The following is a 24,944-nucleotide window of genomic DNA, read 5'->3' on the forward strand; positions in this document are numbered from 1 at the left end:
CGGAAAAAGCAGTGCGGGTGTAGTCGGGCTGCAGGCGCACACGCCCGGTGCCGTCGCCGTGGGCGTGCACACGCCCCGGGCGAACGGGAGATCCGACCGGCCCTGTCCCGTGGCCGGGTCGTACAGCGGTACCAAGTACCGAACCGACTTCTCGCGGCGACTGCGTCACCAGGCCGCCACGAGGAGGTGAAGCGAGTGGGTAACTCGCTCGTATGAGCTTAACCGGTGGGTAACGAGCGCGCCAGCCCCCACGACTGTGACGTATTCGGCCTGCCTGCGCCCAGCGTCCAGGACAGGTCCTAGGCTCGGCGTATGGACGAAGAGTTGCGATCACTCACGGAGCGCTTACGGCGCGAGTCCGGCGCGACGGCCGCCTATGAGCGGCTGACGGACACCGCGGACCACGACGAACTGGCGGACGTGCTCATCGAGTCGGGGCAGCCGCTGTGGGCCCGGGAGCTGGCCGCGTTCCGACTGGGGCTCGCCGGGGACCGGCGTGCCTTCGAGGCGCTCGTCCTGCTGCTCAACCACCGCGATCCGCCGCGCTGCGCCTCCGCCGCCCACGCGCTGGCCCGGCTCGGGGACCCCCGCACCGCCCGCGCCGCGGCCGCCCTGGCCACCAATGAACTGCGCGTCGCCTACGCCCTGCACCCCGTCCGGCTGCTGGTGGAGCTGCGCGCGCCCGAGTCGGTGCCCGCGCTGATCACGACGCTGCGCCGCCGGCTGCGGCCGCACGACCCGCACCGGCGGGTCGCCCTGGCCTGTGTGGAGGGGCTCGGCGTGCTGGGGGACGGCCGGGCCCGCCCGGTGCTGAACGACGCCCTCGCCCATCCGGTGCTCGCGGAGGCGGCCGTGCACGCGCTGGCGCGCATCCCCCGGCAGCGCTGAGCCGCTGCCGGACCGTCAGGTTCCGGTGCGCTGTCCAACTCCCTGTCCGCTGCGCGCAGTTCGCTTTCCCGATATTCGGAAGCTCGGCATTTATCGCCAATTAGTTCGAGATTCGAATACCTTCGCGAGGGGAAGATCGCCTTCCGGCCGAACTGCAATGGCTCGGCGCGCCCGTCGGGCTGCTGCCGAAGTGACCGCGGACGAGCCGGACCCGTCCGGCTGTGGAGGGTGATAGGCCGTGACCAGCACACAACTGCCCGACGAGATACCAGTCCTGAGACCGTCTCAAGACCCGGCAAAAACATTCGGGGAGTTCCTGGAGGACAAGTGGTCGGCAGTCTGCCGGGGCTTGGGGATAGACCCGTGGGAGACGAAGAGCGTGCTTCAGGAGCTGCGGGAAGTGCTCCACCCGTGGGCCGAGCGCCCCGTCGGAACGCGGTGCGAACCGCCTTCCTTCGTCTCGGCCGACGGCTTCCCCGCCGAACTCTCCGTCAGCTGGAAGGGCGGCCGGCCCGAGGTCCGCATCCTGTTCGAATCGCTCGGCTCCGACGGCACCCCGCTCGGCTGCCAGGAGGCCGGCCGGGAGCTGACGCGACGACTCGCCACGAGACCCGGGACGGACATCACGCGGTACCTCGGCATCGAGGACCTGTTCATCACGTCCGCCCCCGATCGCTACCGCGCCACCCTCTGGCACTCCTTGGCCTGGCGGCCGGGGGAGCGGCCGCACTACAAGGTCTACCTCAACCCGCAGGTGCACGGACTGGACCGCGCGTACGAGGTCATGGCGCAGGCCATGCACCGGCTGGGCCTGGCGGCGGCCTGGGAGCCGGTCGCGCGGCGCGCCGAGGAATTCGCCCGTCGGGGACATGAGCTGGAGCTCATGGCCCTCGATCTGGACGGCGGAGACACCTCCCGGGTGAAGGTCTACTTCCGGCACAGACCGATGCCGATGGCGGAGCTGGACACCGTGGCGGACCTGGCGCACCGCTACGACCCGGCCCGGGCGGCCCGAGCGCGCGCCGTCGTCTACGGGCGGGACAGCGGCGTCGTGAGCAACGAGCCGATGACCTGCCTGGCGTTTCGCGAGGGCGTGTCCGGCCCCGAGGAGGCCAACGTCTATCTGCGACTGCCGGACAACACCCACGGCGACGCGGAGGCGGCCGAACGCATCGCCCGGCTCATGGAGCTGGAGGGGATCGACCCGCGCCCGCACGCCGAGATCCTGGAGCAGTTGACGGCGGACCTGCCGGAGGGCGCCGGGCAACTGCAGGAACTGTGCAGCTACCGGACGATCTCCCCGGACCTGCCCGCGGACATCGGTCTCTACCTGCGGTTCAACACGTACGCCGAACCCGCGATCTGAGGTTCAGTCCCCCACGACCGCGAACGCCTCGATCTCCATCAGGAACTCCGGGCGGACCAGCGCCGCCACCTGGACGGCCGAGGCGGCGGGGAGGCGGTCGTCGGGTATGTGAGCGGCCCGGGCCGCGCGGATCGCCGGCATATGGGCCATGTCCGTGACGAAATAGGTGAGTTTGACGACGTCGTCGAACGTCGCCCCGGCTGCGGCCAGGCACCGCCTCAGGTTCTCGAAGACCTGGCGGGCCTGTGCCTGCGGATCGCCCTCGCCGACCAGTGCGCGGTGCTCGTCGAGCGGAAGCTGACCGGCGACGGCCACGAACCGGCCGGCGCCCATGACGACATGGGCGTACTGGGCCGCGGCGGCGACCCCGTCGGGGGCGGGAATCCTGGTCAGTTCGCTCATGGGTCCATGGTGGACCATGGGTCTGACAACGCCCCCGAGGGGTCGGCGGCCGACGGTTCAGCGCTCAGCCACGGAAGCCCAGCAACCCGTGCAGCGCCGAACCGTGGGCCGTGCGCGCGGCGACCTTCGAGCCCAGCGGCTTCGGGTCGGGCTGCGCCTTGCACACCGCGTCGACCTCGCCCGCACCGCGCGGCACCGTGCCGTTCGCCAGGTAGGTCGCCAGGTGCTTGTCCAGGCAGGTGTTCCCGCTCAGCGTGATGCCGTGGTTCTGGCCGCCGTCCTCGACCACGAGGCTGGACCCGCGCAGCAGCGCGTGGACCGTGGCGCCGCCCTCGTACGGGGTGGCCGCGTCTTCGGTGGCCTGGAACAGCAGGGCCGGCGGCAGCTCGACGTCGGCGAGGTTCACCGGCCCCAGCGGCCTGGTCGGCCAGAACGCGCACGGCGCGTTGTACCAGGCGTTGTTCCAGGTCATGAACGGCGCCTTGGCGTACACCGACCAGTTGTCCGAACGCCACTCGTCCCAGTCGCGCGGCCAGGACGCGTCACGGCACTGCACCGAGGTGTAGATGCTGTAGCCGTTGTCCCCCGCCGCGTCGACGGCGGCGAAGTTCTCGTACGCCTCGACCAACGGGTCGGCGTCCTTGTCGTTCACATACGCCGAGAACGCCTCGGCGAGGTGGGGCCAGTAGCCGTTGTAGTAGCCGCCGGGCAGGAAGGTGTCCTCCAGCTCCGAGGCGCCGACCTTGCCGCCGGCCGGCTTCCTGCCGAGGGCCGCCCGCATCGCGTACCACTCGGTCTCGACCTTCTCCGGGTCGGCGCCGAGCTTGTACGTCTTGTCGTACCGGGCGATCCACGCCATCAGGGCGCGGTGGCGGTCGTTGAAGGCGAGGTCCTGCGCGAGGTTGTCCTCGTACCAGACGCCGGTGGGGTCGACGATCGAGTCCAGGACCAGCCGCCGCACCCGCTGCGGGTAGAGCTTGGCGTACACCGCGCCCAGGTAGGTGCCGTACGAGTAGCCGAAGTAGTTCAGCCGCGGCGCGCCGACCGCGGCGCGGATCGCGTCCATGTCCCGTACCGCGCTGAGCGTGTCGATGTACGGCAGGACGTCCGCGTACTTCTTGCCGCAGGCCGCGGCGAAGGACCGGGCGCGCTCCAGGTTGGCCCGCTCGATCGCCGCGGTGCTCGGCACGGAGTCCGGGCGGACCGGGCCGAAGTGGCCGGGCCTGCAGTCCAGCGCGGGCGTGCTTCTGCCCACCCCGCGCGGGTCGAAGCCGATGACGTCGTACTGCGTCGACACCGCCTTCGGCAGCGCCGAGGCGACGAACGAGGCGAGGCTCAGCCCCCGCCCGCCGGGGCCGCCGGGGTTGACCAGCAGCGGTCCCTGGTACGTCTTCGCGGTGTGCGGGACGCGGGACAGCGCCACGGTGATCTGCTTCCCGTCCGGCTGTGTGTGGTCGAGCGGCACCTTCAGGGACGTGCACTGGAGCGTCGGCTGGGCGGTGGTGCCGCAGCCCTTCCAGGCGAGCTTCGCCGCGCGGGTGGGCTCCGCGGCGTGCGACGGGCTCGCGCCGGCGGGCACGGCCGTGACCGTCCCGGCCACGACGACGGCGGCGGCGCACAGCACGGCTGCGCGTTGGTTCATGGGAGTCCTCCCAGGACGGAGGTGGCCGGACCGCGCAGATCACGGTCCTGGCCGCATCGTCCCGGAAAGATCGTCCGGAAGAACCTGTTATTGCATGAGTTGACCCGTTCGGGTCGTCGGATGCGCTCGAACGCGCTCAGAGCAGCGTGAGTTGGGTCGGCCCCGCCTCCGTGGGCTCCTCGACCGGCTCGGGCTGCGGGATCCGGCGAGGCATCCCCGCGCGCGTGGGGCCGATGCCGTACTCCTCGGCGAGCTCGTGGACCTGGCGGGTGATCCGGCGCTGGTACCACTTCGGGGCGTAGGCACCGTCGGCGTACAGGCGTTCGTACCGGCGTACCAGGTAGGGGTGGTGCTGCCCGAGCCAGGCCATGAACCACTCGCGGGCGCCGGGCCGCAGATGCAGCGCGAGCGGGGTGACGGAGGTGGCGCCCGCGGCCGCGATCGCCCGCACGGTGGCGCGCAGTTGGGCCGGATCGTCGCCGAGGAACGGGATCACCGGCGCCATCAGCACCCCGCAGTCGATGCCGTGGTCGGTGAGGGTCCGCACCGCCTCCAGGCGGCGCTGCGGGGCCGGGGTGCCGGGCTCCACGGTGCGCCAGAGTTCGGTGTCGGTGAATCCGACGGAGACCGACACGCCGATGTCGGCCCGCTCGGCGGACTGCCGCAGCAGATCGAGGTCGCGCAGGATCAGGGTGCCCTTCGTCAGGATCGAGAAGGGGTTCGCGTGGTCGCGCAGGGCGGTCAGGATGCCCGGCATCAGCCGGTAGCGGCCCTCCGCCCGCTGGTAGCAGTCCACGTTCGTGCCCATCGCGATGTGCTCCCCGTGCCAGCGGGGCGAGGCCAGCTGCCGGCGCAGCAGCTCCGGCGCGTTCACCTTGACGACGATCTGGCTGTCGAAGCCGGTCCCGGTGTCGAGGTCGAGATAGCTGTGCGTCTTACGGGCGAAGCAGTACACGCACGCGTGCGTGCAGCCCCGGTAGGGGTTCACCGTCCACTCGAACGGCATCCGGGAGGCGCCCGGCACCCGGTTGAGGATCGAGCGGGCCCGGATCTCGTGGAACGTGATGCCGGCGAACTCGGGCGTGTCGAACGTCCTGGTCGTGACCGCGTCCGCGCCGAACAGCGCGGCGTCGGCCGGCCGGTCGTGGCGGGGCCGGTCCGTGAGGTTGTCCCAGCGCATGGCGCCTCCCTCGGTAGCACTGCACCCACAATAGAACATGTGTTCCCATGATCGTGCGACGGATCCTTCGGCGGTCGATTCAGGAGTCGATGCGGCGTCGGTGCGGCAGTCGATTCGGCAGCCTTTTTCGATCGCCGGGCGATCGCTTGTGCGACCCCGATTTGGGCGGCCGTGGACCGGGGTGGTTGGCTTGCCCCGCACTTGAGCAACCCTGAGCAACACGGACCTGGAGGAACCCCATGGCGCAGGTCGAGGCCACCACCGAGCGGGTCGTCGCTGCGGACCCGGAGAAGGTGTTCGACACCATCGCCGACTACAGCGGCACGCGCGCGAATCTGCTGCCCGAGCAGTTCAGCGAGTACGAGGTGCGCGAGGGCGGCGACGGCGAGGGCACCCTCGTCCACTGGAAGCTCCAGGCCACCAGCAAGCGTGTGCGCGACTGCCTCCTGGAGGTCGCCGAGCCGACCGACGGCGAGCTCGTCGAGAAGGACCGCAACTCCTCGATGGTGACCACCTGGCGCGTCACCCCGGCCGGTGAGGGCAGCTCCCGGGTCGTCGTCACCACCACCTGGACCGGCGCCGGCGGCATCGGCGGCTTCTTCGAGAAGACCTTCGCCCCCAAGGGCCTCGGCCGGATCTACGACGCGATCCTCGCCAACCTCGCCACCGAGGTCGAGAAGTAGATCAACACCCGTGTGCTCCCCGTGCGTTGATCCCCGTCACCGGTTCGAGTGGATCTCCCTTGTGACCGGGATGGCGCCGTAACTCGTCGCGCTTGCTCGTAGTTGTCGCTTTACGCGGGAATTGTGTGGCAGGTGCGACGAGGGGAGCGGCACATGGGCGGGACCACTCTGGTACAGGACGAGCCGGTCACGGCGCCTCCTGCCGAGGACCCGCCACCGGCGCCGACCACGGACACGGGACCGGGCGGACGCCGGGTGCGGCTGGTCTTCCTCGCCCTCATGCTCGCGCTGCTCCTCGCCGCGCTGGAGCAGATGATCATCGCCACCGCCCTGCCGAAGATCGTCGGCGAACTGCACGGCCTCGACAGGATGTCCTGGGCGATCACCGCCTATCTGCTCACCGCCACCGTCGGACTGCCCGTCTACGGCAAGCTCGGCGATCTCCTCGGCCGCAAGGGCGTCTTCCAGTTCGCGATCGTCGTCTTCGTCATCGGCTCCGCGCTCGCGGGCCGGGCCCGGACCATGGACCAGCTGATCGCCTTCCGCGCCGTCCAGGGCGTCGGCGCGGGCGGACTCCTGATCGGTGTGCAGGCGATCATCGCGGACATCGTGCCGCCCCGGCAGCGCGGCCGGTTCATGGGCCTCATCGGCGCCGCGTTCGGCCTCGCCTCGGTCGCCGGACCCCTGCTCGGCGGCTACTTCACCGATCACCTCTCCTGGCGCTGGTGCTTCTACTTCAACGTCCCCTTCGGCCTGGTCACCCTCGCCGTCGTCACCGTCGTGCTGAAGCTGCCGAAGCCGCAGGGCAGGCCCCGGTTCGACGTCCTCGGCGCCCTGTTGCTCGCCGTCGCCTCCACCTGCCTGGTGCTGCTGACCAGTTGGGGCGGCACCGAGTACGCCTGGGACTCCGGCGTCGTCGTCGGCCTCGGTACGGGGGCGGCCGCCGCGACCGTCCTCTTCCTCGTCGTCGAGGGCGTCGCCGCAGAACCCCTCATCCCGCTGCGTCTGTTCAGGGACTCCGTCTTCAACGTCACCGCGCTGGTGGGCCTGGTGATCGGCGTCGCGCTGTTCGGCGCCGCCGGCTATCTGCCGACCTTCCTGCAGATGGTCGACGGAGCCACCGCCACCGAGTCCGGGCTGCTGATGCTGCCCATGACGGGCGGCATCGTCGGCGCCTCGGTCCTCTCCGGACAGCTCATCAGCCAGACCGGCCGCTACCGGATCTACCCCGTCCTCGGCAGCGCCCTCGCCGCCCTCGGCATGTGGCTGCTGTCCCGGCTGGAGACCGACACGCCCCGGCTGCAGTACAGCCTCTGGATGGCCGTCCTCGGCGCCGGCATCGGACTGGTGATGCCCGTTCTCGTGCTCGCCGTGCAGAACTCCGTGCGCCCTGCCGACCTCGGCACCGCCACCAGCGCCAACACCTACTTCCGGCAGATCGGCGGCAGCGTCGGCGCGGCGGTCTTCGGCACCCTCTTCGCCGACCGGCTCGCCGACGCCCTGCGCGAGAGCCTGCCCGCGCGCGCGGGGGCCGGGCTCCCCGACCCCGAGTCGCTCACCCCGCAGCTCGTCCACGAACTGCCCCCGGCGCTGCGGGACGCCTACGTCCAGGCCTACGCCGACGCCATGCCGAGGATCTTCCTCTACCTCGTGCCGGTGCTCGTGCTCGGCGTGCTCATCGCCTTCTTCCTCAAGGAGAAACCGCTGGTGTCCCACAACGCCGCCGAAATCGCCGAGATCGCCGAGATCGCCGAGATCGAGCCCGCGCCCGTGAACACACCGGTCCTGGAAGCCCGTTCCCCCTACGCCGACATCCCGGTCCGCGGCACGGTGCAGCACCCCGACGGGTCCGTCGTGGCCCGCGCGGCGCTCACGCTCATCGACGTCGGCGGACAGCAGATCGGCCGGGGCGCCAGCGGCGACGACGGCCGGTACGCGCTGTCCACGACCGGCGCCGGGGCGTACGTCCTGATCGCCGCCGCCGGCGGCCACCAGCCGCAGGCCGTCTCCGTCACCGTCGGCGAACGCCCCGTCGAGCTGGACATCGTCCTCGGCGGCGCCGGCCGGCTCGCCGGGAGCGTGCGAGGCGCGGACGGCGCCCCGGTGCGCGAGGCCACGGTCACCCTCACCGACGTCCACGGCGAGGTCGTCGCCAGCACCCGCAGCGGACGCGAGGGCGGCTACGTCATCACCGAGCTCGTCGCCGGCGAGTACACGCTCGCCGCCAGCGCGGCCGCCTTCCGCCCGGCCGCCCTGCCGGTCAGCGTCCAGGCCTTGCGGGAGACCCGCCAGGACGTCGAGCTCGCCGGCGGCGCCCTGCTGCGCGGCACCGTCCGGGCCATCGGCGGGCGGTCCGTCGAGGACGCGCGTGTGACCCTGCTCGACGCGGCGGGCAACGTCGTGGACACCCTCACCACCGCAGGCGACGGCACGTTCCGCTTCGTCGACCTGTCCTCGGGCGAGTACACCGTCATCGCCTCCGGCTACCCGCCGGTCGCCACCGTCCTGCACGTGGCGGGCGGCGGCCGCACGGAACGCGATCTGCAACTCGGCCACGCGGACTGACCCTGTCGCACAGGGGCGGCGAGCCGGCTGCGGGACGTGCGGCGTACCCCGGCGCAACCGGCTGAAACCAATTCCAGCATTGCCGCACATGCCGACGGGCGTGCGCCGTACGGTGGTGGCTGGCGGGACAGATCTTGCACAGCTCTGGGGAGAGAGGGCCTGGGCCATGGACCGTGGCACCGAGAGGGACGCACCTCCCCGCCGCGGAGCCGAACACGAGGCGGCCGACTGGCCTGCCGACGCCGGACGCGTTCCCCTGGCCGTGGTCGTGGTGGACCGCGAGGGACTCGTCTCCCACTGGAGCACCGGCGCCCGCAGACTCTTCGGCGTCGTCAAGGAAGAGGCGATCGGTCGGCCCGCGATCGACCTGCTCCCCGTCTCCGGCGCGCTCCCCGAGCCCGACGACGACCTGCCCTACGGGGAGTACGCCGCCTACGACGGCCTCGGGCCCGGGCTGGACTCCTCCCTGGACCGCGGCCTCGGCTACCCGGCCGCCGGACGGGCCCGGCTGACCGTGCCCGAGCGAGGCAAGACGGCGGCACCCCCGCCCGCAGGGCCGGGGAACGACCGTGACCGTGTCGACGTGCTGTGGTGGGCCTACCCGCTGGTCGGGCCCGGCGCCGAACAGCTGCTGGTGCTGGCCGCGGACGCGGCGGCACTCCACCAGGACGCTCCCGACGACCCGCTGGCCGTCGAACGCATCGCGCCCGCCTTCGCGCTGCACACCGACTTCCCCGGCGCCGAGGAACTCGCCCGCCGACTGCCCGAGATCCTGCCCAGCATGAGCGTCGGCGAAAGCGCCCGCATCGTCGCCCAGGTCCTCGAACTCGGCTACCCCGTCCTGGAGTTCAGCCAGAACGACCGGGTGCCCGTGACCCCCGACTGGGGCGTCGCCCGACGCGTCGAGCGCAGAGCACGCCGTGAGCGGGCCGCCCGCGCCGCCGCCGAGGGGCTGCCCGTACCGCAGGAGTTCGTGGACGACGACGGCGAGGACCTCGAGTACGTCGCCGTCCGCGAACGGCTGGAGTTCCTCAACGAGGTCAGCGGCAAGATCGGCACCTCCCTCGACCTCTCCCGCACCATCCTCGAGGTCTCCAGAGCCGTCGTCCCGCGCTTCACCGACGTCGCCGGCACCTATCTGCGCGAACAGGTCATCGCCGGCGAGGGCTTCCCCGACGGCGTGCCGGACACGACCACCATGTGGCACCGGGTCGCCGTCGAGCACACCGACGAACCCGGCCGCTGGGAGGACGTCGTACCCGTCGGCGAGGCCATGCCGTTCCCCGCGCACACCCCGTTCTTCCAGTGCATGACCACCGGCGATCCCGTCCTCGTGCCGCGCATCAGCGAGCAGATGGGGCACGCCATCGCCTCGCAGTTCGAGAAGCGCGACATCCGGCCCCTCATCAACGGCCGCTCCATGCTCGTCGTCCCGCTGAAGGCGCGCAATGTCGTCCTCGGGTTCATGGTCCTGCTGCGCCACCCGGAGCGCGCCGTCTTCAACGACATGGACCGGGTCACCGGCGCCGAACTCGCCGCCCGCGCGGGCCTCGTGCTCGACAACGCGCGCATGTACACCCACCAGGAGAGCGTCGCCGAGACCCTCCAGGACAGCATGCTGCCGCACATCCCGCCGCGCATGGCGGGCTGCGACATCGCCACCCGCTATCTGCCGGGCACGCTGTTGGGGCGGGTCGGCGGCGACTGGTTCGACTCGGTGAAGCTGCCCGGCGCCCGCACCGCGCTCGTCGTCGGCGACGTCATGGGCCACGGCCTCAACTCGGCCGCCATGATGGGCCAGTTGCGCACGGCCGTGCAGACCATGGCCGCCCTCGACCTGCCGCCCGCCCAACTCCTGCGCAACCTGGACGACTTGGCGCAACGCCTGGGCGACAACTACCTCGCGACCTGTCTGTACGCGGTCTACGACCCGATCGAGGGCGAGCTGCACATCGCCAACGCGGGCCATATCCCACCCGTGTTGGTGCGGGCCGCCGACGGCCGCAGTGAACTCCTCGACCTGCCCACCGGCGCCCCCATCGGCGTCGGCGGCGTGCCCTTCGAGGCGGTACGCGTGCGCGTGGAGCCGGGCGACCGGCTGGTGATGTGCACCGACGGACTGGTGGAGGTGCGCGGCGAGGACATCGGGGTGGGGCTGGCGACCCTGTGCGAGTCCGCGGCGCATCCGTCCGCCTCCATGGACGACGCCTGCGACACCATCATCCGCGCCCTCGCCGCGACGTTCTCGGAAGCGGCCCGCGGCGGCCGCAAGGACGACGTGGCCCTGCTCATGACCCGGCTCAACGGCATCGAGCCGGAGGACGTCGCCGAATGGCGGTTCCCCCTCGACCCGGTCGAGGTCGGCCGGGCCCGCGCGGCGGTCCGCGAACAGCTCCACGACTGGGGGCTCGCCAAGTCGGCCGACGCCGTCGCTCTCATGGTGAGCGAACTCGTCACCAACGCGGTCCGGCACTCCCACCGGCGCCCCGTGGCGCTGCGCCTGGTGCGCGGCGAGACCCTGCTGTGCGAGGTGGAGGACGACGACCACGAGCTGCCGACCCTGCTGAGCGCCGGCGCGGGCGACGAGTGCGGACGGGGCCTGCGCGTGGTGAGCACACTGGCCCGCGAGTGGGGCACCAGCCGTACCGGCGCGGGGAAGACCGTGTGGTTCGAGCTGACCCTGCCGCGTCGTCGCGGCTAGGGCCCGTGCCTGTGCTTCGCTGAGCTCGGTCGATCGCGCGCACGGCCGGGTGCGGATCGCGAACGCGGCGTGAAGGAACGTGCGCCGCGCTTGTAGCGGAAACCAGGGAGCGATAGACCGTACTCGCCCGTCACTTACGGCGGATCGGCCTTGCATCCTGGGGAGTTGGGCATGAGCGTGGCGAGTAGATACCGGGCGGCGTGGGAGGGCTTCTGGAGCGAGGCCCCGGAGGAACCCGGCGCAGTGTTCTGGGACGCGGATCCGAGGCTCACCGCAGCGCTCCACCTCGCCCTGTTCGAACCCCGTCTCACCGACCCCGGGCTGCCGCTGGTGGACCTCGGCTGCGGCAACGGCACCCAGACCCGGTATCTGGCCGACCGCTTCCCGCATGTGATCGGCGCCGACCTGGCCGCCGCGGCCCTCGACCACGCCCGGCGCGCCGACCCCGCCGGACAGGCGACGTACCGGCTGCTGGACGCGGCCGAGAAGGGCGCCGCCGAGACCCTGCACGCCGAACTCGGCGACGCCAACGTGTACATGCGGGGCGTCCTGCACCAGTGCGAGCCCGCCGACCGGCAGCCGCTGGTGGACGGGATCGCCGCACTGGTCGGGGAACGCGGCCGGGCCTTCGTCGTCGAACTGTCGGAGGCCGCCCGTCCGGTCCTCGGCGCGCTGGCGCAGAGCCCGGCCGGTCCGCCGCCCAAGCTCGCGCCGATCTTCCGGCACGGGATCGCCCCCGGGGAGGTCGCCGACGACGCCGTGCCCGAGTATCTGCGGACCGCCGGGCTCACCGTCCTGGCCTCCGGCGAACTGCCCCTCACCACCACCGAGTTCACCCCTGACGGCACCCGGATCGAGCTGCCGTCGAAGTGGCTCGTGGCCGCCCGGGCCGAGTGAGGGCCCGCACCTCGGTCGCGGCTCGGTCGCACCTCAGTCGCGGCTCAACCGGCGCAGCGTCTCCTCGAACGAAGTGGCGTCCTCGGGCGGCCGGTTGTGCGGGAGCCGGGACAACAGGGCCGCCATGCCACAGGTGTTGGTCACCGCCGAGAAGACCAGGCCCGCGCCGACCAGAGCGGACAGCCAGTGCGCGCCCGGCACGGCCAGGCCCCCGGCGAAACCGGCGACCACGAGCGAGCCGGCGGCGAGCCGCACCTGGCGGTCCATCGGCCAGGGCGCGCGTCCGCCCGCCGGGCGCTCGACCGGGTGCCCGGCCGCCGCCCAACCGGCGGTGCCGCCCTCCAGCGTGACCGCCGCCACGCCGAGGTCCGCGAGCTGGGCGCAGCCCTTCGCGGACCGGGCGCCGGACGCGCACACGATCAGCAGCGGCCCGCGCGCGGCGGCGGCGCGCAGGGCGTTCGAGGCCTCGCCGAGCCGGTCCAGGGGCACGTTGTGCGCGCCGGGCAGACGGCCGCCGGCGTACTCGCCGGGGGTGCGCACGTCGACGACCGTGTACGCGTCGAGACGGGCGGCCGCGGCCCGGGCGGAGGTCGCCGAGGCGGGGGCGGTGGGGTGATCGGTCACGGAACAGAACCTCTCGGTGGGGTGTTGTCCCGCACGGGTAGGATACCCGCGGGGGTATATAGGAGGAGGAAGTGTGCAACTCGACATGTCGGCCGAGGATCTGAAGTCGGCGCTCAACCGGCTGCGACGCGCCCAGGGGCAGCTCGCGGGAGTGATCCGGATGATCGAGGAGGGGCGCGACTGCGAGGACGTGATCACCCAGCTCGCCGCGGTCTCCCGGGCGCTGGACCGGGCCGGCTTCTCGATCATCGCCACCGGGCTGGAACAGTGCATGACCAGCGAGGATCCGCAGGTGCGGGACTCCGCGCAGATGCGGGCCCGGCTGGAGAAGCTCTTCCTGTCGCTGGCCTGAGCGCGGGCCGGGGCCCGCTCATCGGACGGCCGTCACGCCCATGCCCAGGGCGACCGCCAGCAGCACGCTGCCGAAGACGCGTTGCAGCGCCGCGGCGGAGACCTTCGAGGCCAGCCGCCTGCCGTCCCAGGCTCCGAGGACGGCGGTCGCGAGGAACGGTGTGATCAGCGCCCAGTCCAGGTGGCCGGCCGTGACCGCCCGGGCCGCGAGGGCCGCCAGCGCGTTGGCGACGATGACCAGCAGACTCGTGCCCACCGCCGCGCTCATCGGCACGGCCAGCACGCTCACCAGCGCCGGCACGGCGAGGAACCCACCGCCGACGCCGAGGAACCCGGTCACCGCGCCCAGCCCGGCGCCGGCGCCCGCCGCCCGCGCTGCCGAGACGGTGCCGCTCCCGCGCGGGGCGCGGCGCCGCAGCATGCGCACGGCGGCCAGGGCGGCCAGTGACGCGAACATCAGCGTCAGCACGGGCTCCGGGACGCGGGAGGACAGCGCCCCCGCGGCCGCGGCGGGCGGCAGACCGGCCGCCGCGAACAGCAGACCCGCCCGCCAGCGCACCGCCCCCGCCCGCGCGTGCGCCAGCAGTGCGGTGAGCGAGGTGACGATCACGATGATCAGGCCCGCGGTGGTCGCCGCCGCCGGGCTGAAGCCGAGCAGATAGATCAGGGCCGGGACGGTCAGGATGCTGCCGCCCGCCCCCAGCGCGCCCAGCGCCAGACCGACCAGGCCGCCGGCCAGCAGCGCCAGGACGAGCGCGCTCATACGACGGTCCCGGCCGCCCCTTGGGCGTCCTCGACGGGAAGACCCTGGGCGGCCCAGTCCTGCAGGCCGCCGATCACGTCCGCCGCCTGCGTGCCGTGCTCGGCGAGCAGGGCGGCGGCCCGCTGCGAGCGGTTGCCGGAGCGGCAGACCAGGACGAGATCACGTCCCGCCGCCAGGCTCGGCAGGCTCGCCGTGGTCCGTGCCGACCAGGGCAGCGGAAGGTGCAGCGCACCGGGCGCATGACCGGCCCGGTACTCGTCGGGGTCGCGGACGTCGACCAGGACGGCCGTACCGTCCCGGAGCATGCGGTGGGCCTGGGCGGCGGTGACACGGGAAACGGGCATTTCGGATGGTCCTCGGGTTCGTCGGTCGCGGTCGGTCGCGGTCAGCCGCGGGGCGTGGGGCCGGCGAGGGCGAGTCCGGCGTCGGCCGCCGCGCCGTAGCCGTCGTCCACGGCCACCACGGCACGGCCCGAGGCGTCCAGCAGGGACGCGGCGATGGCCGCGCGCATACCGCCCGCGCAGTGCACCCAGACCGTGCCCGCGGGCACCTCGGCCAGCCGCCGGGGGAGTTGGTGGAGCGGGATGTGCACACTGCCCTCGATCCAGCCGCCCGCCCGCTCGCCGTCGCGGCGCACGTCGACCACCGTCACGTCCTCGCCCCGGCGGCGGGCCGCCGCCAGGTCGGCGAAGACGGCCCGCGGGAACGAGACCGGTCGCGCCCCCTCCTCGACCCAGTCGGCCGGGGAGCCGACGGCCGCTGCGGCCGGACGGTCGATGCCCACCCGGGCCAGCTCGCGCTGGGCGCGCCGGACGTCCTCGGCGCTCTCCGCGAGCAGCGTCACCGGCCTGCCCCACGGGATCAGCCAGGCCAGATAGGTCGCGAGCTGCCCGTCGACCTCGAAGTTGAACGCCCCGGCCACGTGCCCGGCGGCGAAGGCCACCCGGCTGCGCAGGTCCACCACCCACTCACCGGCCGCGAGCCGCCGGGCGATCTCACCCGCGTCGGCGCGCCGGGGCGCGGTCAGGTCCACCGGGGCGGGCCCGCCCGCGTTGGCCGGGCCCATGTGCGCGTAGTACGCCGGGACGTCGTCCAGCCCCGCGAGCAGCTCCTTGACGAACGTGTCCACGTCCTGGGCGAGCGCCGGGTTGGACGCCTTCTCGTCGCCGATCGTGCTCCGGTCGCCGCCTCCTTGCGAGGAGGAGCAGAAGCTGCCGAAGCCGTGCGTGGGCAGCACCGCCACCTCGTCGGCCAGGTCGTGCGCCAGCCGATGCGCGGAGGCGTGCTGCTCCCGGGCCAGCCGTTCGGTCAGCCGGGGCTCGACGAGGTCGGGCCGCCCCACGCCGCCGATCAGCAGCGAGCCGCCGGTGAAGGCGGCCACCGGCCGGCCCGCCTCCTCCAGGACGTAGGCGGTGTGGTGCGGGGTGTGCCCGGGGGTGGCCACCGCGCGCAGGGCGAGGCCCTCGTCGAGCGGCTCGACGTCCCCGTCGGCCACCGGCACGCGGGCGTACGCCACCTCGGCCCCGGCCGGCACCAGATAGCGCGCCCCGGTCAGCCGGGCGAGCTCCAGGCCGCCGGTCACGTAGTCGTTGTGCACATGGGTCTCGGCGACGGCCACGATCCGCACCCCGCGCCGCGCCGCCGCGGCGATCACGCGGTCGATGTCGCGCGGCGGGTCCACCACCACCGCCCGCTCGGCGCCGCCCGCCAGGTGGCTGCGGTTGCCCAGTCCCTCGGTCTCGAGGATGTCGACAAAGAACACGGCACACACTCCTTCGCGGAGAACTCGAAAATTACCCCGGGGGGTATCTGGTCCCCACCGTAACAGAGATACCCCCAGGGGTATTTTCACGCGTCGCTCCCAGGGGAGCCGGAGGCGGCCCGATAGGCTCGGATCCGCTGGATTTCTGGTCGTCTGCAGCGGAGGGGTCCGGACGTGAAGATCGTCATCAGCGCCGACATGGAGGGCGCGACGGGCGTCACCTGGCCCGCCGACGTGCTGCCGGGGACGCCCCAGTGGGAGCGGTGCCGGTCGATGTTCACCTCGGACGTCAACGCCGCCGTGCTGGGCTTCTTCGACGGCGGGGCGGACGAGGTCCTGATCAACGAGGCCCACTGGACCATGCGCAACCTGCTCCTGGAACAGCTCGACGAGCGGGCGCAGATGCTCACCGGCCGGCACAAGTCCCTCTCGATGGTGGAGGGCGTCCAGCACGGCGACGTCGACGGCATCGCGTTCGTCGGCTACCACGCGGGGGCCGGCTCGGAGGGCGTCCTCGCCCACACCTACCTGGCCAACTCCGTCACCGGCGTCTGGCTGAACGACGTGCGGGCCAGTGAGGGGCTGCTCAACGCACAGGTCGTCGCCGAGTACGGCGTGCCCGTCGTCCTGGTCACCGGCGACGACGTGGCCTGCGAGGACGCGCTCGGCTACGCGCCCGAGGCGCTGAAGGTCGCCGTCAAGGACCATGTCTCGCGGTATGCGGCCGTGTGCCGTACGCCGGCCCGCACTGCCGCCGACATCCGCGCGGCGGCGAAGGAGGCGACGCGACTGGCGGTCCGTCAGGAACCGCTGGACGGCGGGCCGTTCACCGTCGCGGTGGAGTTCGACGCCGAGCACCTCGCGATGTCGGCCACCGTCGTGCCCGGCGTCGCCCGCATCGGCGAGCGGAAGGTCGCGTACACCAGCGGCACGATGTACGAGGGCATCCGCACCTTCAAGGCGGTCACCACGATCGTCTCGGCCGCGATCGAGGAGCAGTATGGCTGAGCGGCGCAGACGGGACGGGCGGCAGCGGCCGGCCGAGCGGCGGAGGCGGGAGCGGCATGGTTGACGCGCAGGCGCGGGACGAGGTCGTCCGGTTCACCTCCGATCTCATCCGCATCGACACCGCCAACCGGGGCGGCGGGGACTGCCGGGAACGGCCCGCCGCCGAGTACGCGGCCGCGCTGCTGGCCGAGGCGGGCATCGAGCCGACCCTGCTGGAGCGCACCCCGGGCCGTACGAACGTCGTGGCCCGGGTCGAGGGCACCGATCCGTCGGCGGACGCCCTGCTCGTCCACGGCCACCTGGACGTCGTCCCCGCCGAAGCCGCCGACTGGAGCGTGCCGCCGTTCTCCGGGGAGGTGCGCGACGGCGTGGTGTGGGGGCGCGGCGCGGTCGACATGAAGAACATGGACGCGATGATCCTGGCCGTGCTGAAGGCCTGGTCCCGGCAGGGCGTCCGGCCGCGGCGCGACCTCGTCATCGCCTTCACCGCCGACGAGGAGGCCAGCGCCGAGGACGGTTCGGGCTTTCTCGCTGACCGGCATCCGGGGCTGTTCGAGGGCTGCACCGAGGCCGTCGGCGAATCGGGGGCGTTCACCTTCCACGACGGCTCCGGACGCGAGCTGTATCCCATCGCCGCGGGCGAGCGCGGCACCGGCTGGCTGAAGCTCACCGCTCGGGGGCGCGCCGGACACGGCTCCAAGGTCAACCGGGAGAACGCGGTGACCCGGCTGGCCGCCGCCGTCACCCGCATCGGCGAGCACGAGTGGCCGCTCCGGCTCACCCCGACCGTCCGCGCCGCCCTCACCGAACTCGCCGCGCTCTACGGCCTCGAGACCGACCTGCGCGACGTCGACGGCCTGCTGGAGAAGCTCGGTCCGGCCGCGGCCCTCGTCGAGGCGACCGTCCGCAACAGCGCCAACCCGACCATGCTGGACGCCGGTTACAAGGTCAACGTGATCCCCGGGGAGGCGGTCGCCCACGTCGACGGCCGGTATCTCGCGGGCCACGAGGCGGAGTTCCGCGCGACCATCGACCAACTCACCGGCCCCGACGTCGACTGGGAGTTCCTCCACCGCGAAGTCGCCCTCCAGGCACCCCTGGACACGCCGCTCTACGCCCGCATGCGCGCCGCCGTCGAGGAGTTCGCGCCCGAGGGGCATGTGGTGCCCTACTGCATGTCCGGCGGCACCGACGCCAAGCAGTTCTCACGGCTCGGCATCACCGGCTACGGCTTCGCACCGCTGAAGCTCCCGAAGGGCTTCGACCACCAGGCCCTCTTCCACGGCGTCGACGAACGGGTCCCGGTGGAGGCCCTGCACTTCGGCGTCCGCGTCCTCGACCGCTTCCTGCGGACGGCCTAGGTGAGCGGGATCGAGGTCGGCACCGGGAGCGGGGCCGGGGCCGGGGCCGGGAGCGGGATCGGGAGCGGGGCCGGGAGCGGGGCCGGGATCGGGATCGGGATCGGAGAGAACACGCAGGTCCTGCCCTACGGATCCTGGCCCTCGCCCATCGACGCGCGTCTCGCGGCCGCCCACGACGGGCGCCCCGAGTACGTCGGCTTCGTCGGCGACGAGGTGTGGTGGACCGCGCCCCGGCCCACCGAGAACGGCCGCCGCACACTCGTACGGCGACGCGCGGACGGCACGCAGGAGTCGGTCCTGCCCGCGCCGTGGAACGTCCGCAGCAGGATCGTCGAGTACGGGGGACAGCCCTGGGCCGGGGCCGTCCGCGAAGGCCGGCTCCTCGTGGTGTTCGTGCACTTCGCCGACCAGCGGCTGTACGTGTACGAGCCCGGGGCGGCGCCGGAGGCCGGGGGCGGGCCGCGTCCGCTCACTCCCGTCTCCTCGGTGGGCGGCGGACTGCGCTGGGCGGAGCCGCAGTTGCTGCTCGACCGGGGCGAGGTGTGGTGCGTGCTGGAGGAGTTCACCGGGGCGGGTCCCACCGACGTGCGCCGGGTCCTGGCCGCCGTACCCCTGGACGGCTCGGCCGCCGACGACCGCACGGCCGTGCGCGAACTCACCGACGACAGCCGCCGGTTCGTCACCGGAGCCCGTCTCTCACCCGACGGCCGCCGGGCCGCCTGGCTGGCCTGGGACCATCCGCTGATGCCCTGGGAGGGCACGGAGGTCGTCGTCGCCGACGTCACGGAGGAGGGCGCGCTCGGCGACGCCCGGGTGGTGGCCGGCGGGCCGGGGGAGTCGATCGCACAGGTCGACTGGATGCGGTCGACGGGCGACTGTCTACTGTATACAAGCGACCGTAGCGGCTGGTGGAACCTGTACCGCGACCATCAGGCCGTCTGCCCGCGCGACGAGGAGTTCGGCGGGGCCCTGTGGAAGCTCGGGCAGCGCTGGTTCGCGCCGTTGGAGAGCGGTCTGGTCGCGGTCCTGCACGGCCGGGGGGCGAGCGCCCTCGGGATCCTCGACCCGGAGACCGGCGTACTCGTCGACGCGGCCGGACCGTGGACCGAGTGCGCGGCCACCCTCGTGGTGCACGGCGAACGCGTCGTCACCGTCGCGGCCGGTCCGCGCAGCGCCTACGAGGTCGTGGAGCTGGACGTCCGGACCGGCCGGGCCCGGGCGATCGGCGCGGCGCACGAGGACGCGGTCGACCCGGCCCACTACCCCGAGCCCCGGATCCGCACCTTCGCGGGCCCCGACGGCCGGGACGTCCACGCGCACGTGTACCCGCCCCACCATCCCGGCGTCGTCGCCCCCGGATCCGAGCTGCCGCCGTACGTCGTGTGGGCGCACGGCGGGCCCACCGACCGGGCGCCGCTCGTGCTGGACCTGGAGATCGCCTACTTCACCTCGCGGGGCATCGGGGTCGTCGAGGTCGACTACGGCGGGTCCACCGGGTACGGCAGGGAGTACCGGGAGCGGTTGCGCGGACAGTGGGGCGTGGTCGACGTCGAGGACTGCGCGGCCGTCGCCCTGGCGCTCGCTGCCGAGGGCGTCGCCGACCGCGGACGGCTGGCGATCCGCGGCGGCAGCGCGGGCGGCTGGACCGCCGCCGTCTCCCTGACGGCCACCGACGTCTACGCCTGCGGCACGATCCGCTATCCCGTGCTGGACCTGGTGGGCTGGGCGACGGGCGAGACCCACGACTTCGAGTCGCGCTACCCGGACAGTCTCGTCGGACCCCTCGCCGAGGTGCCCGACCGGTACGCGGAGCGCTCGCCCGTCGAGCACGCCGACCGGATCACCGTCCCGTTCCTGCTGCTGCAGGGCCTGGACGACGTGATCTGCCCGCCCGTCCAGTGCGAGCGCTTCCTGGACCGGCTGGCGGAGCGGCCGGCGCCGCACGCGTATCTCGCCTTCGAGGGGGAGGGCCACGGGTTCCGGCAGGCCGCGACGACGGTGCGCGCCCTGGAGGCCGAGCTGTCGCTGTACGCTCAGGTGTTCGGGCTGCGTCCGCCCGGAATCCCCAGGTTGGAGCTGGTGCAGTGAAGGAACTCGTGCGGCCGGGGCGGCTCGCCGCAGGCGCCCGGGTGGCGGTCGTCGCGCCCAGCGGACCGGTGGCGGAGGAGCGGCTGCAGGCCGGGCTCGACCTGCTGCGCGGCTGGGACCTCGACCCGGTGGTCGCCGCGCATGTGCTGGACCGGGACGACCGGCTGCCCCACCTCGCGGGCGCCGACGCCGACCGTGCCGCCGACCTCCAGCGGGCCTGGTGCGATCCGGACGTCGACGCCGTGCTGTGCGCCCGCGGCGGGTACGGCGCCCAGCGCGTCGTCGACCTGCTCGACTGGGACGCGATGCGCGCGGCCGGGCCGAAGGTGTTCGTCGGCTTCAGCGACAGCACCACCCTGCACGAGGCGTTCGCCGTCCGGCTGGGCCTGGTCACGCTGTACGGGCCGGTGGCCGCCGGCATCGACTTCATCAAGAGCGCCCGGGCGCAGGAACACCTCCGAGCCACCCTGTTCGCCCCGGAGACGGTCCGCACGCTCGCCTCCGCCGGCACGGCCGTCGCTCCGGGCCGGGCGCGGGGCGTCACCCTGGGCGGCTGTCTGACCCTGCTCGCCACCGGCTACGGCACCCCGCACACCCGTGCCGGCGCCCGCGGCGGGCTGCTGCTGATCGAGGACGTGGGGGAGTGGCCGTACGCCGTCGACCGCAGCCTCACCCAACTTCTGCGCACCGGCTGGCTGGACGGCGTCGCGGGCGTCGCACTGGGCTCGTGGGACAGGTGTGGCCCCTACGAGGAGCTGCGCCCGGTCCTCGTCGACCGGCTCGGCGGCCTGGGCGTCCCCGTGGTCGAGGAGCTCGGATTCGGGCACTGCGAGGGGGCGCTGACCGTGCCGTTCGGCGTGCGCGCCGAACTCGACGCGGACGCGGGCACCCTCACCCTCGACGCGCCCGCCCTGCGCTGACGTCCCGACCGGGTGGGGGTGCGGCTCACCCGGAGGTCGCGTCTCACCGTGCGTGCGCACGGGCCAGGGCTCACCCTGGTGGTATGAGCCCGAAGACCTCCGAGACCCGTGGAAAGCACGGCGGCAGGAACCCGGCCATGACGCCCGGCCGGATCGCCGTTCTGGTGCTGGCCGTCCTCTGTCTGATCTTCATCTTCCAGAACACCGACGAAACGGAGATCCGGCTGTTGATCCCCCTGGTGACCGTGCCGCTGTGGACGGCCCTGCTCGCCACGGGGATCATCGGCGCACTGTGCGGGGCGTACTGGGCGTATTCCAGAACCCGGCGAAGGTGACGTGACCGGCGTCGTAGGCTGTTTCGATGCCGCACACCGCATCCCGTTACCTCGCCGAGGGCCCCCGTGTGGGGATACGTCACTTCACCTACGAGGACGGACCGGAGTTCGTCGCGCGCGTGCGCGAGAGCAAGGACCTGCACCACCCGTGGCTGTTCCCGCCGGCCAGCGCCGACGCGTACACGGCCTACGCGGGCCGGCTGATCGAGGACCGGTCGAAGGCCGGCTTCCTCGTGTGCACCCGGGAGGACGGAGCCGTCGCCGGGTTCGTCAACATCAACAACATCGTCGAGGGCGCCTTCCAGTGCGGTGCGCTGGGCTACGGCGCCTTCGCGCACGCGGCCGGGCGCGGGCTGATGCGCGAGGCGCTCGACCTCGTCGTCGACCACGCCTTCGGGCCGCTGCGGCTGCACCGGCTGGAGATCAACGTGCAGCCCGGCAACGCCGCCTCGATCGCCCTCGCCCGGGCCTGCGGCTTCCGGCTGGAGGGGTTCTCCCCGAAGATGATCTACATCGACGGGGAGTGGCGGGATCACGAGCGGTGGGCGATCACCGTCGAGACGCGGGCTTGAAGTTGATCTTCATGGTGTCGAGGTCCGTGACCGTCGACCGCAGCCCGGCGAAGCCGTAACCGAGCTCGCGCAGCGTCGTCTCGGCGCGCTCCTCGGCGAGCGCGCCCGCCATCTCCTCGCCGTCCGCCGCGTCCGACACCACCACATAGCGCATCGAGAAGTGCTTCAGCGGCGACGGCTCGTACGACAGCGTGCCCTCCTCGGTGAAGCGCATGCTCGTCAGGCCGTGGTCGGCGGCCTCGGCGAGCAGCCGGGCGCGGGCCTCCTCGGCGAGGCCGTCCCAGGCGCCCCGGACGATCACCCGGTAGGTGTGCTGCTCACTCACTGTGGCTCCTTGACCCCTGCGCGCCTGCGCCCGTTCGCGCCTGCCGTCGATCGCCCGACTGTACGGCCGCGTGGACGCACCGCACCGGGATTTTCCGGCGCCCGGCGGGGACCTGGGCGTCAGCGCCCGCGCCGGTCCGCGTACTCGTACACCGCTCCGTCCGGATGCCGGACGATCAGGTTGCGGCCCACCGGTGTCGGCACCGGGCCCGCGATGACGTCCGCGCCCAGCTCGGTGAGGGTGCGGTGCGCCTCGTCGACGTCCGTGACGGCGATCGTCGCCGCCACTTGGCGCAGCACCTCCAGCTCCGCCGGGGGGCCGCTCATCAGCAGGAAGCAGCCGACCGCCGCGACCTCCACCCCGCCCCGCTCGAAGCGGAGCGCGGGGGTGCCCGCCAGCCGCTCGTAGAAGGCGACCGAGGCCTCCAGATCGTCGACACAGACACGCAGTGCGGTTCCCAGAATGTCCATGCGCACGAGCCTAGTTGGGGCGGCCGCCGAGACGCCGTCCCTTCACCCGATCCCTTCTCGTCCCGCTCCTCCGGCGCCTTTCCGGCGGCCCGTCCGTGGCGTTAAGCGTCCGTGACGTCGGGTACCCGGCGGCCATGGACACCGCCGAACTCACCGAACTCGGGCAGCAGCTGAGGGTGGACAGCGTGCGGGCCTGCGCCGCCGCGGGGTCCGGGCATCCGACGTCCTCGATGTCGGCCGCGGACCTGATGGCCGTGCTGCTCGCGCACCACCTCCGCTACGACTTCGACCGCCCCGCGCACCCCGGCAACGACCGCTTCGTCCTCTCCAAGGGCCATGCCTCGCCGCTGCTGTACTCCGCCTTCAAGGCCGCGGGAGCCGTCGACGACGAGGAACTCCTGAGTTTCCGCACGCTCGGCAGCCGGCTCGAGGGCCATCCCACCCCGCAGCGGCTGCCCTGGGTCGAGACGGCCACCGGATCCCTCGGGCAGGGGCTGCCGGTGGGCGTCGGCATCGCGCTGGCCGGGAAGCGGCCGGACCGCCCCGGATACCGCGTCTGGGTGCTGTGCGGGGACGGCGAGCTCGCCGAGGGCTCGGTGTGGGAGGCCGCCGAGCACGCGGGACACGAGCACCTGGACAACCTCACCGCGATCGTCGACGTCAACCGGCTCGGCCAGCGCGGCCCCACCCGGCACGGCCACGACCTGGCCGCGTACGCCCGCCGCTTCGAGGCCTTCGGCTGGCACACCGTCCGGATCGACGGGCACGACGTGGACGCGATCGACCGCGCCTACGGCGAGGCGGTCTCCACCGAGGGGCAGCCCACCGCGATCCTGGCCCGCACCCTCAAGGGCAAGGGCGTCGCCTCCGTCCAGGACCGCGAGGGCCTGCACGGCAAGCCGCTGCCCGACGCCGACGAGGCGATCGAGGAGCTGGGCGGGGTCCGCGACCTGCGCGTCCGGGTGCGCGAACCGGCCGACGCCCGCCTGCTGCACTCCGTCCGGACCGGACGGCTCGACCTCCCCCGCTGGGCGCCGGGGGAGCAGGCGGCGACCCGTGACGCCTACGGCCGGGCGCTCGCCGCCCTCGGCGCCGCCCGCGAGGACGTCGTCGCCCTCGACGGCGAGGTGGGCGACTCCACCCGCGCCGAGGCCTTCGCCGAGGAGCACCCCGACCGGTTCTTCGAGTGCTACATCGCCGAGCAGCAGCTCGTCGCCGCGGCGGTCGGCCTCGCGACGCGCGGCTGGGTGCCGTACGCCTCCACGTTCGCCGCCTTCCTCACCCGGGCGCACGATTTCGTCCGCATGGCCTCGATCAGCGGCGTAGGAGTCAATCTGGTCGGCTCGCACGCCGGGGTCGCCATCGGACAGGACGGGCCCTCGCAGATGGGCCTGGAGGACCTGGCGATGTTCCGGGCCGTGCACGGCTCCACCGTGCTGTACCCCTGCGACCCGAACCAGACCGCCCGGCTCGTGACCGCCATGGCCGGCCTGCACGGCGTCCGCTATCTGCGCACCTCGCGCGGCGCCGGCCCGGTGCTCTACGGGCCGGACGAGGAGTTCCCGGTCGGCGGCAGCAAGGTGCTGCGCTCCTCCGACGGGGACCGGCTGACGATCGTCGCGGCCGGCGTCACCGTGCACGAGGCGCTGAAGGCCGCCGAGGCGCTCGACGGCCAGGGCATCCTGGCCCGGGTCGTCGACCTGTACTGCGTCAAACCCGTCGACCGGGCCACGCTGCGGCGGGCCGCCGAGGAGACGGGCTGCCTGCTGAGCGTCGAGGACCACCATGAGCAGGGCGGCCTCGGGGACGCCGTCCTGGACGCCTTCCTCGACGGACGGCCGCCGCCCCGGCTGGTGCGTCTCGCCGTCCGGACGATGCCCGGTTCGGCGAGCCCGGCCGAGCAGCTGCACGCCGCCGGCATCGACGCCGAGTCGATCGCCGCGTCCGCCCGGCTGCTGGTGGAACAGGCGATCGTGCCGTGAGCGGCGGCGCAGGCGGCCGGGGCGCGGGCGCGAGGAGCCGTGGGATGCCGAGGACGGCG

23 protein-coding genes are annotated in these 24,944 nt (G+C 73.1%); 14 read left to right on the forward strand and 9 right to left on the reverse strand.

The window, feature by feature from the left end:
* Positions 1-312 precede the first annotated feature (312 nt).
* On the forward strand, positions 313-888 hold the full coding sequence (locus tag ACWD4O_RS32835; protein WP_451285480.1) for an adenylosuccinate lyase: 576 nt from the start codon (positions 313-315) through the stop codon (positions 886-888).
* A 379-nt stretch (positions 889-1,267) separates the two neighbouring features.
* Complete coding sequence (locus ACWD4O_RS32840; RefSeq protein ID WP_451285481.1) at positions 1,268-2,254, forward strand: tryptophan dimethylallyltransferase family protein; 987 nt, start codon at positions 1,268-1,270, stop codon at positions 2,252-2,254.
* A gap of 3 nt (positions 2,255-2,257) precedes the next feature.
* Here ACWD4O_RS32840 and ACWD4O_RS32845 read toward each other — a convergent pair whose 3' ends face one another.
* The 3 genes from ACWD4O_RS32845 to ACWD4O_RS32855 form a co-directional block, all read right to left on the reverse strand.
* Positions 2,258-2,656 (reverse strand): RidA family protein, encoded by a 399-nt coding sequence (locus ACWD4O_RS32845; protein WP_351905117.1) that lies wholly within the window; start codon positions 2,654-2,656, stop codon positions 2,258-2,260.
* 64 nt (positions 2,657-2,720) lie between these two features.
* Positions 2,721-4,298 (reverse strand): alpha/beta hydrolase, encoded by a 1,578-nt coding sequence (locus ACWD4O_RS32850; protein WP_451285484.1) that lies wholly within the window; start codon positions 4,296-4,298, stop codon positions 2,721-2,723.
* A gap of 136 nt (positions 4,299-4,434) precedes the next feature.
* Positions 4,435-5,478 (reverse strand): Rv2578c family radical SAM protein, encoded by a 1,044-nt coding sequence (locus ACWD4O_RS32855; protein ID WP_451285486.1) that lies wholly within the window; start codon positions 5,476-5,478, stop codon positions 4,435-4,437.
* A 239-nt stretch (positions 5,479-5,717) separates the two neighbouring features.
* Here ACWD4O_RS32855 and ACWD4O_RS32860 point away from each other — a divergent pair, with 239 nt between their 5' ends.
* The 4 genes from ACWD4O_RS32860 to ACWD4O_RS32875 all read left to right on the forward strand — a co-directional run bounded on the left by ACWD4O_RS32860 (position 5,718) and on the right by ACWD4O_RS32875 (position 12,324).
* Positions 5,718-6,161 carry an SRPBCC family protein gene (locus ACWD4O_RS32860; RefSeq protein WP_351905108.1) on the forward strand — a complete coding sequence of 148 codons (444 nt, stop codon included), beginning with the start codon at positions 5,718-5,720 and terminating at the stop codon, positions 6,159-6,161.
* A 153-nt stretch (positions 6,162-6,314) separates the two neighbouring features.
* The gene (locus ACWD4O_RS32865; protein WP_451285488.1) at positions 6,315-8,726 is read left to right on the forward strand and encodes an MFS transporter; all 2,412 of its coding nucleotides are present in this window, start codon (positions 6,315-6,317) and stop codon (positions 8,724-8,726) included.
* A gap of 166 nt (positions 8,727-8,892) precedes the next feature.
* Complete coding sequence (locus tag ACWD4O_RS32870; RefSeq protein WP_451285490.1) at positions 8,893-11,427, forward strand: SpoIIE family protein phosphatase; 2,535 nt, start codon at positions 8,893-8,895, stop codon at positions 11,425-11,427.
* Between the two features lie 171 nt (positions 11,428-11,598).
* Positions 11,599-12,324: a methyltransferase domain-containing protein gene (locus ACWD4O_RS32875; protein WP_451285491.1), complete on the forward strand. Its 726-nt coding sequence runs from the start codon at positions 11,599-11,601 to the stop codon at positions 12,322-12,324.
* Positions 12,325-12,357: 33 nt separating this feature from the next.
* Here the strand turns inward: ACWD4O_RS32875 and ACWD4O_RS32880 are convergent, their stop codons facing one another.
* Positions 12,358-12,948 carry a rhodanese-like domain-containing protein gene (locus tag ACWD4O_RS32880; RefSeq protein WP_451285493.1) on the reverse strand — a complete coding sequence of 197 codons (591 nt, stop codon included), beginning with the start codon at positions 12,946-12,948 and terminating at the stop codon, positions 12,358-12,360.
* A gap of 73 nt (positions 12,949-13,021) precedes the next feature.
* On the opposite strand from ACWD4O_RS32880, the gene ACWD4O_RS32885 reads away from it, so the two are divergent.
* Positions 13,022-13,300 carry a metal-sensitive transcriptional regulator gene (locus ACWD4O_RS32885; RefSeq protein ID WP_351905092.1) on the forward strand — a complete coding sequence of 93 codons (279 nt, stop codon included), beginning with the start codon at positions 13,022-13,024 and terminating at the stop codon, positions 13,298-13,300.
* 18 nt (positions 13,301-13,318) lie between these two features.
* On the opposite strand, the gene ACWD4O_RS32890 is transcribed toward ACWD4O_RS32885, so the two are convergent.
* The 3 genes from ACWD4O_RS32890 to ACWD4O_RS32900 are packed head-to-tail and all read right to left on the reverse strand — an operon-like array spanning position 13,319 to position 15,824.
* The gene (locus ACWD4O_RS32890) at positions 13,319-14,062 is read right to left on the reverse strand and encodes a sulfite exporter TauE/SafE family protein (protein WP_451285494.1); all 744 of its coding nucleotides are present in this window, start codon (positions 14,060-14,062) and stop codon (positions 13,319-13,321) included.
* Complete coding sequence (locus tag ACWD4O_RS32895) at positions 14,059-14,406, reverse strand: rhodanese-like domain-containing protein (RefSeq protein WP_451285496.1); 348 nt, start codon at positions 14,404-14,406, stop codon at positions 14,059-14,061. The genes ACWD4O_RS32890 and ACWD4O_RS32895 overlap by 4 nt, the downstream gene beginning before the upstream one ends.
* Before the next feature lie 41 nt (positions 14,407-14,447).
* Positions 14,448-15,824, reverse strand: coding sequence for a rhodanese-like domain-containing protein (locus ACWD4O_RS32900; protein WP_451285498.1), 1,377 nt, complete (start codon positions 15,822-15,824; stop codon positions 14,448-14,450).
* A gap of 174 nt (positions 15,825-15,998) precedes the next feature.
* Here ACWD4O_RS32900 and ACWD4O_RS32905 point away from each other — a divergent pair, with 174 nt between their 5' ends.
* The 6 genes from ACWD4O_RS32905 (at position 15,999) to ACWD4O_RS32930 (ending at position 22,108) form a co-directional block, all read left to right on the forward strand.
* Positions 15,999-16,832 carry a M55 family metallopeptidase gene (locus ACWD4O_RS32905; RefSeq protein WP_451285500.1) on the forward strand — a complete coding sequence of 278 codons (834 nt, stop codon included), beginning with the start codon at positions 15,999-16,001 and terminating at the stop codon, positions 16,830-16,832.
* A 56-nt stretch (positions 16,833-16,888) separates the two neighbouring features.
* Positions 16,889-18,193, forward strand: a complete 1,305-nt coding sequence (locus tag ACWD4O_RS32910; RefSeq protein WP_451285502.1) for a M20/M25/M40 family metallo-hydrolase — start codon at positions 16,889-16,891, stop codon at positions 18,191-18,193.
* Between the two features lie 99 nt (positions 18,194-18,292).
* Positions 18,293-20,281, forward strand: coding sequence for a prolyl oligopeptidase family serine peptidase (locus tag ACWD4O_RS32915; protein WP_451285663.1), 1,989 nt, complete (start codon positions 18,293-18,295; stop codon positions 20,279-20,281).
* Positions 20,278-21,201: a S66 peptidase family protein gene (locus ACWD4O_RS32920; protein WP_451285504.1), complete on the forward strand. Its 924-nt coding sequence runs from the start codon at positions 20,278-20,280 to the stop codon at positions 21,199-21,201. The genes ACWD4O_RS32915 and ACWD4O_RS32920 overlap by 4 nt, the downstream gene beginning before the upstream one ends.
* 83 nt (positions 21,202-21,284) lie before the next feature.
* On the forward strand, positions 21,285-21,536 hold the full coding sequence (locus tag ACWD4O_RS32925; protein ID WP_451285506.1) for a DUF1049 domain-containing protein: 252 nt from the start codon (positions 21,285-21,287) through the stop codon (positions 21,534-21,536).
* Between the two features lie 26 nt (positions 21,537-21,562).
* Positions 21,563-22,108 carry a GNAT family N-acetyltransferase gene (locus ACWD4O_RS32930; RefSeq protein WP_451285508.1) on the forward strand — a complete coding sequence of 182 codons (546 nt, stop codon included), beginning with the start codon at positions 21,563-21,565 and terminating at the stop codon, positions 22,106-22,108.
* Here the strand turns inward: ACWD4O_RS32930 and ACWD4O_RS32935 are convergent.
* Both ACWD4O_RS32935 and ACWD4O_RS32940 read right to left on the reverse strand, forming a co-directional pair.
* Positions 22,086-22,433: a DUF6204 family protein gene (locus ACWD4O_RS32935; protein WP_351905066.1), complete on the reverse strand. Its 348-nt coding sequence runs from the start codon at positions 22,431-22,433 to the stop codon at positions 22,086-22,088. The two genes, ACWD4O_RS32930 and ACWD4O_RS32935, sit on opposite strands and share 23 nt — an antisense overlap.
* 119 nt (positions 22,434-22,552) lie before the next feature.
* The gene (locus ACWD4O_RS32940) at positions 22,553-22,903 is read right to left on the reverse strand and encodes a VOC family protein (protein ID WP_451285510.1); all 351 of its coding nucleotides are present in this window, start codon (positions 22,901-22,903) and stop codon (positions 22,553-22,555) included.
* Positions 22,904-23,037: 134 nt separating this feature from the next.
* On the opposite strand from ACWD4O_RS32940, the gene ACWD4O_RS32945 reads away from it, so the two are divergent.
* On the forward strand, positions 23,038-24,885 hold the full coding sequence (locus ACWD4O_RS32945) for a transketolase (RefSeq protein WP_451285512.1): 1,848 nt from the start codon (positions 23,038-23,040) through the stop codon (positions 24,883-24,885).
* Positions 24,886-24,944: the final 59 nt, after the last annotated feature.

Source organism: Streptomyces sp. NPDC002623 (assembly GCF_053592635.1).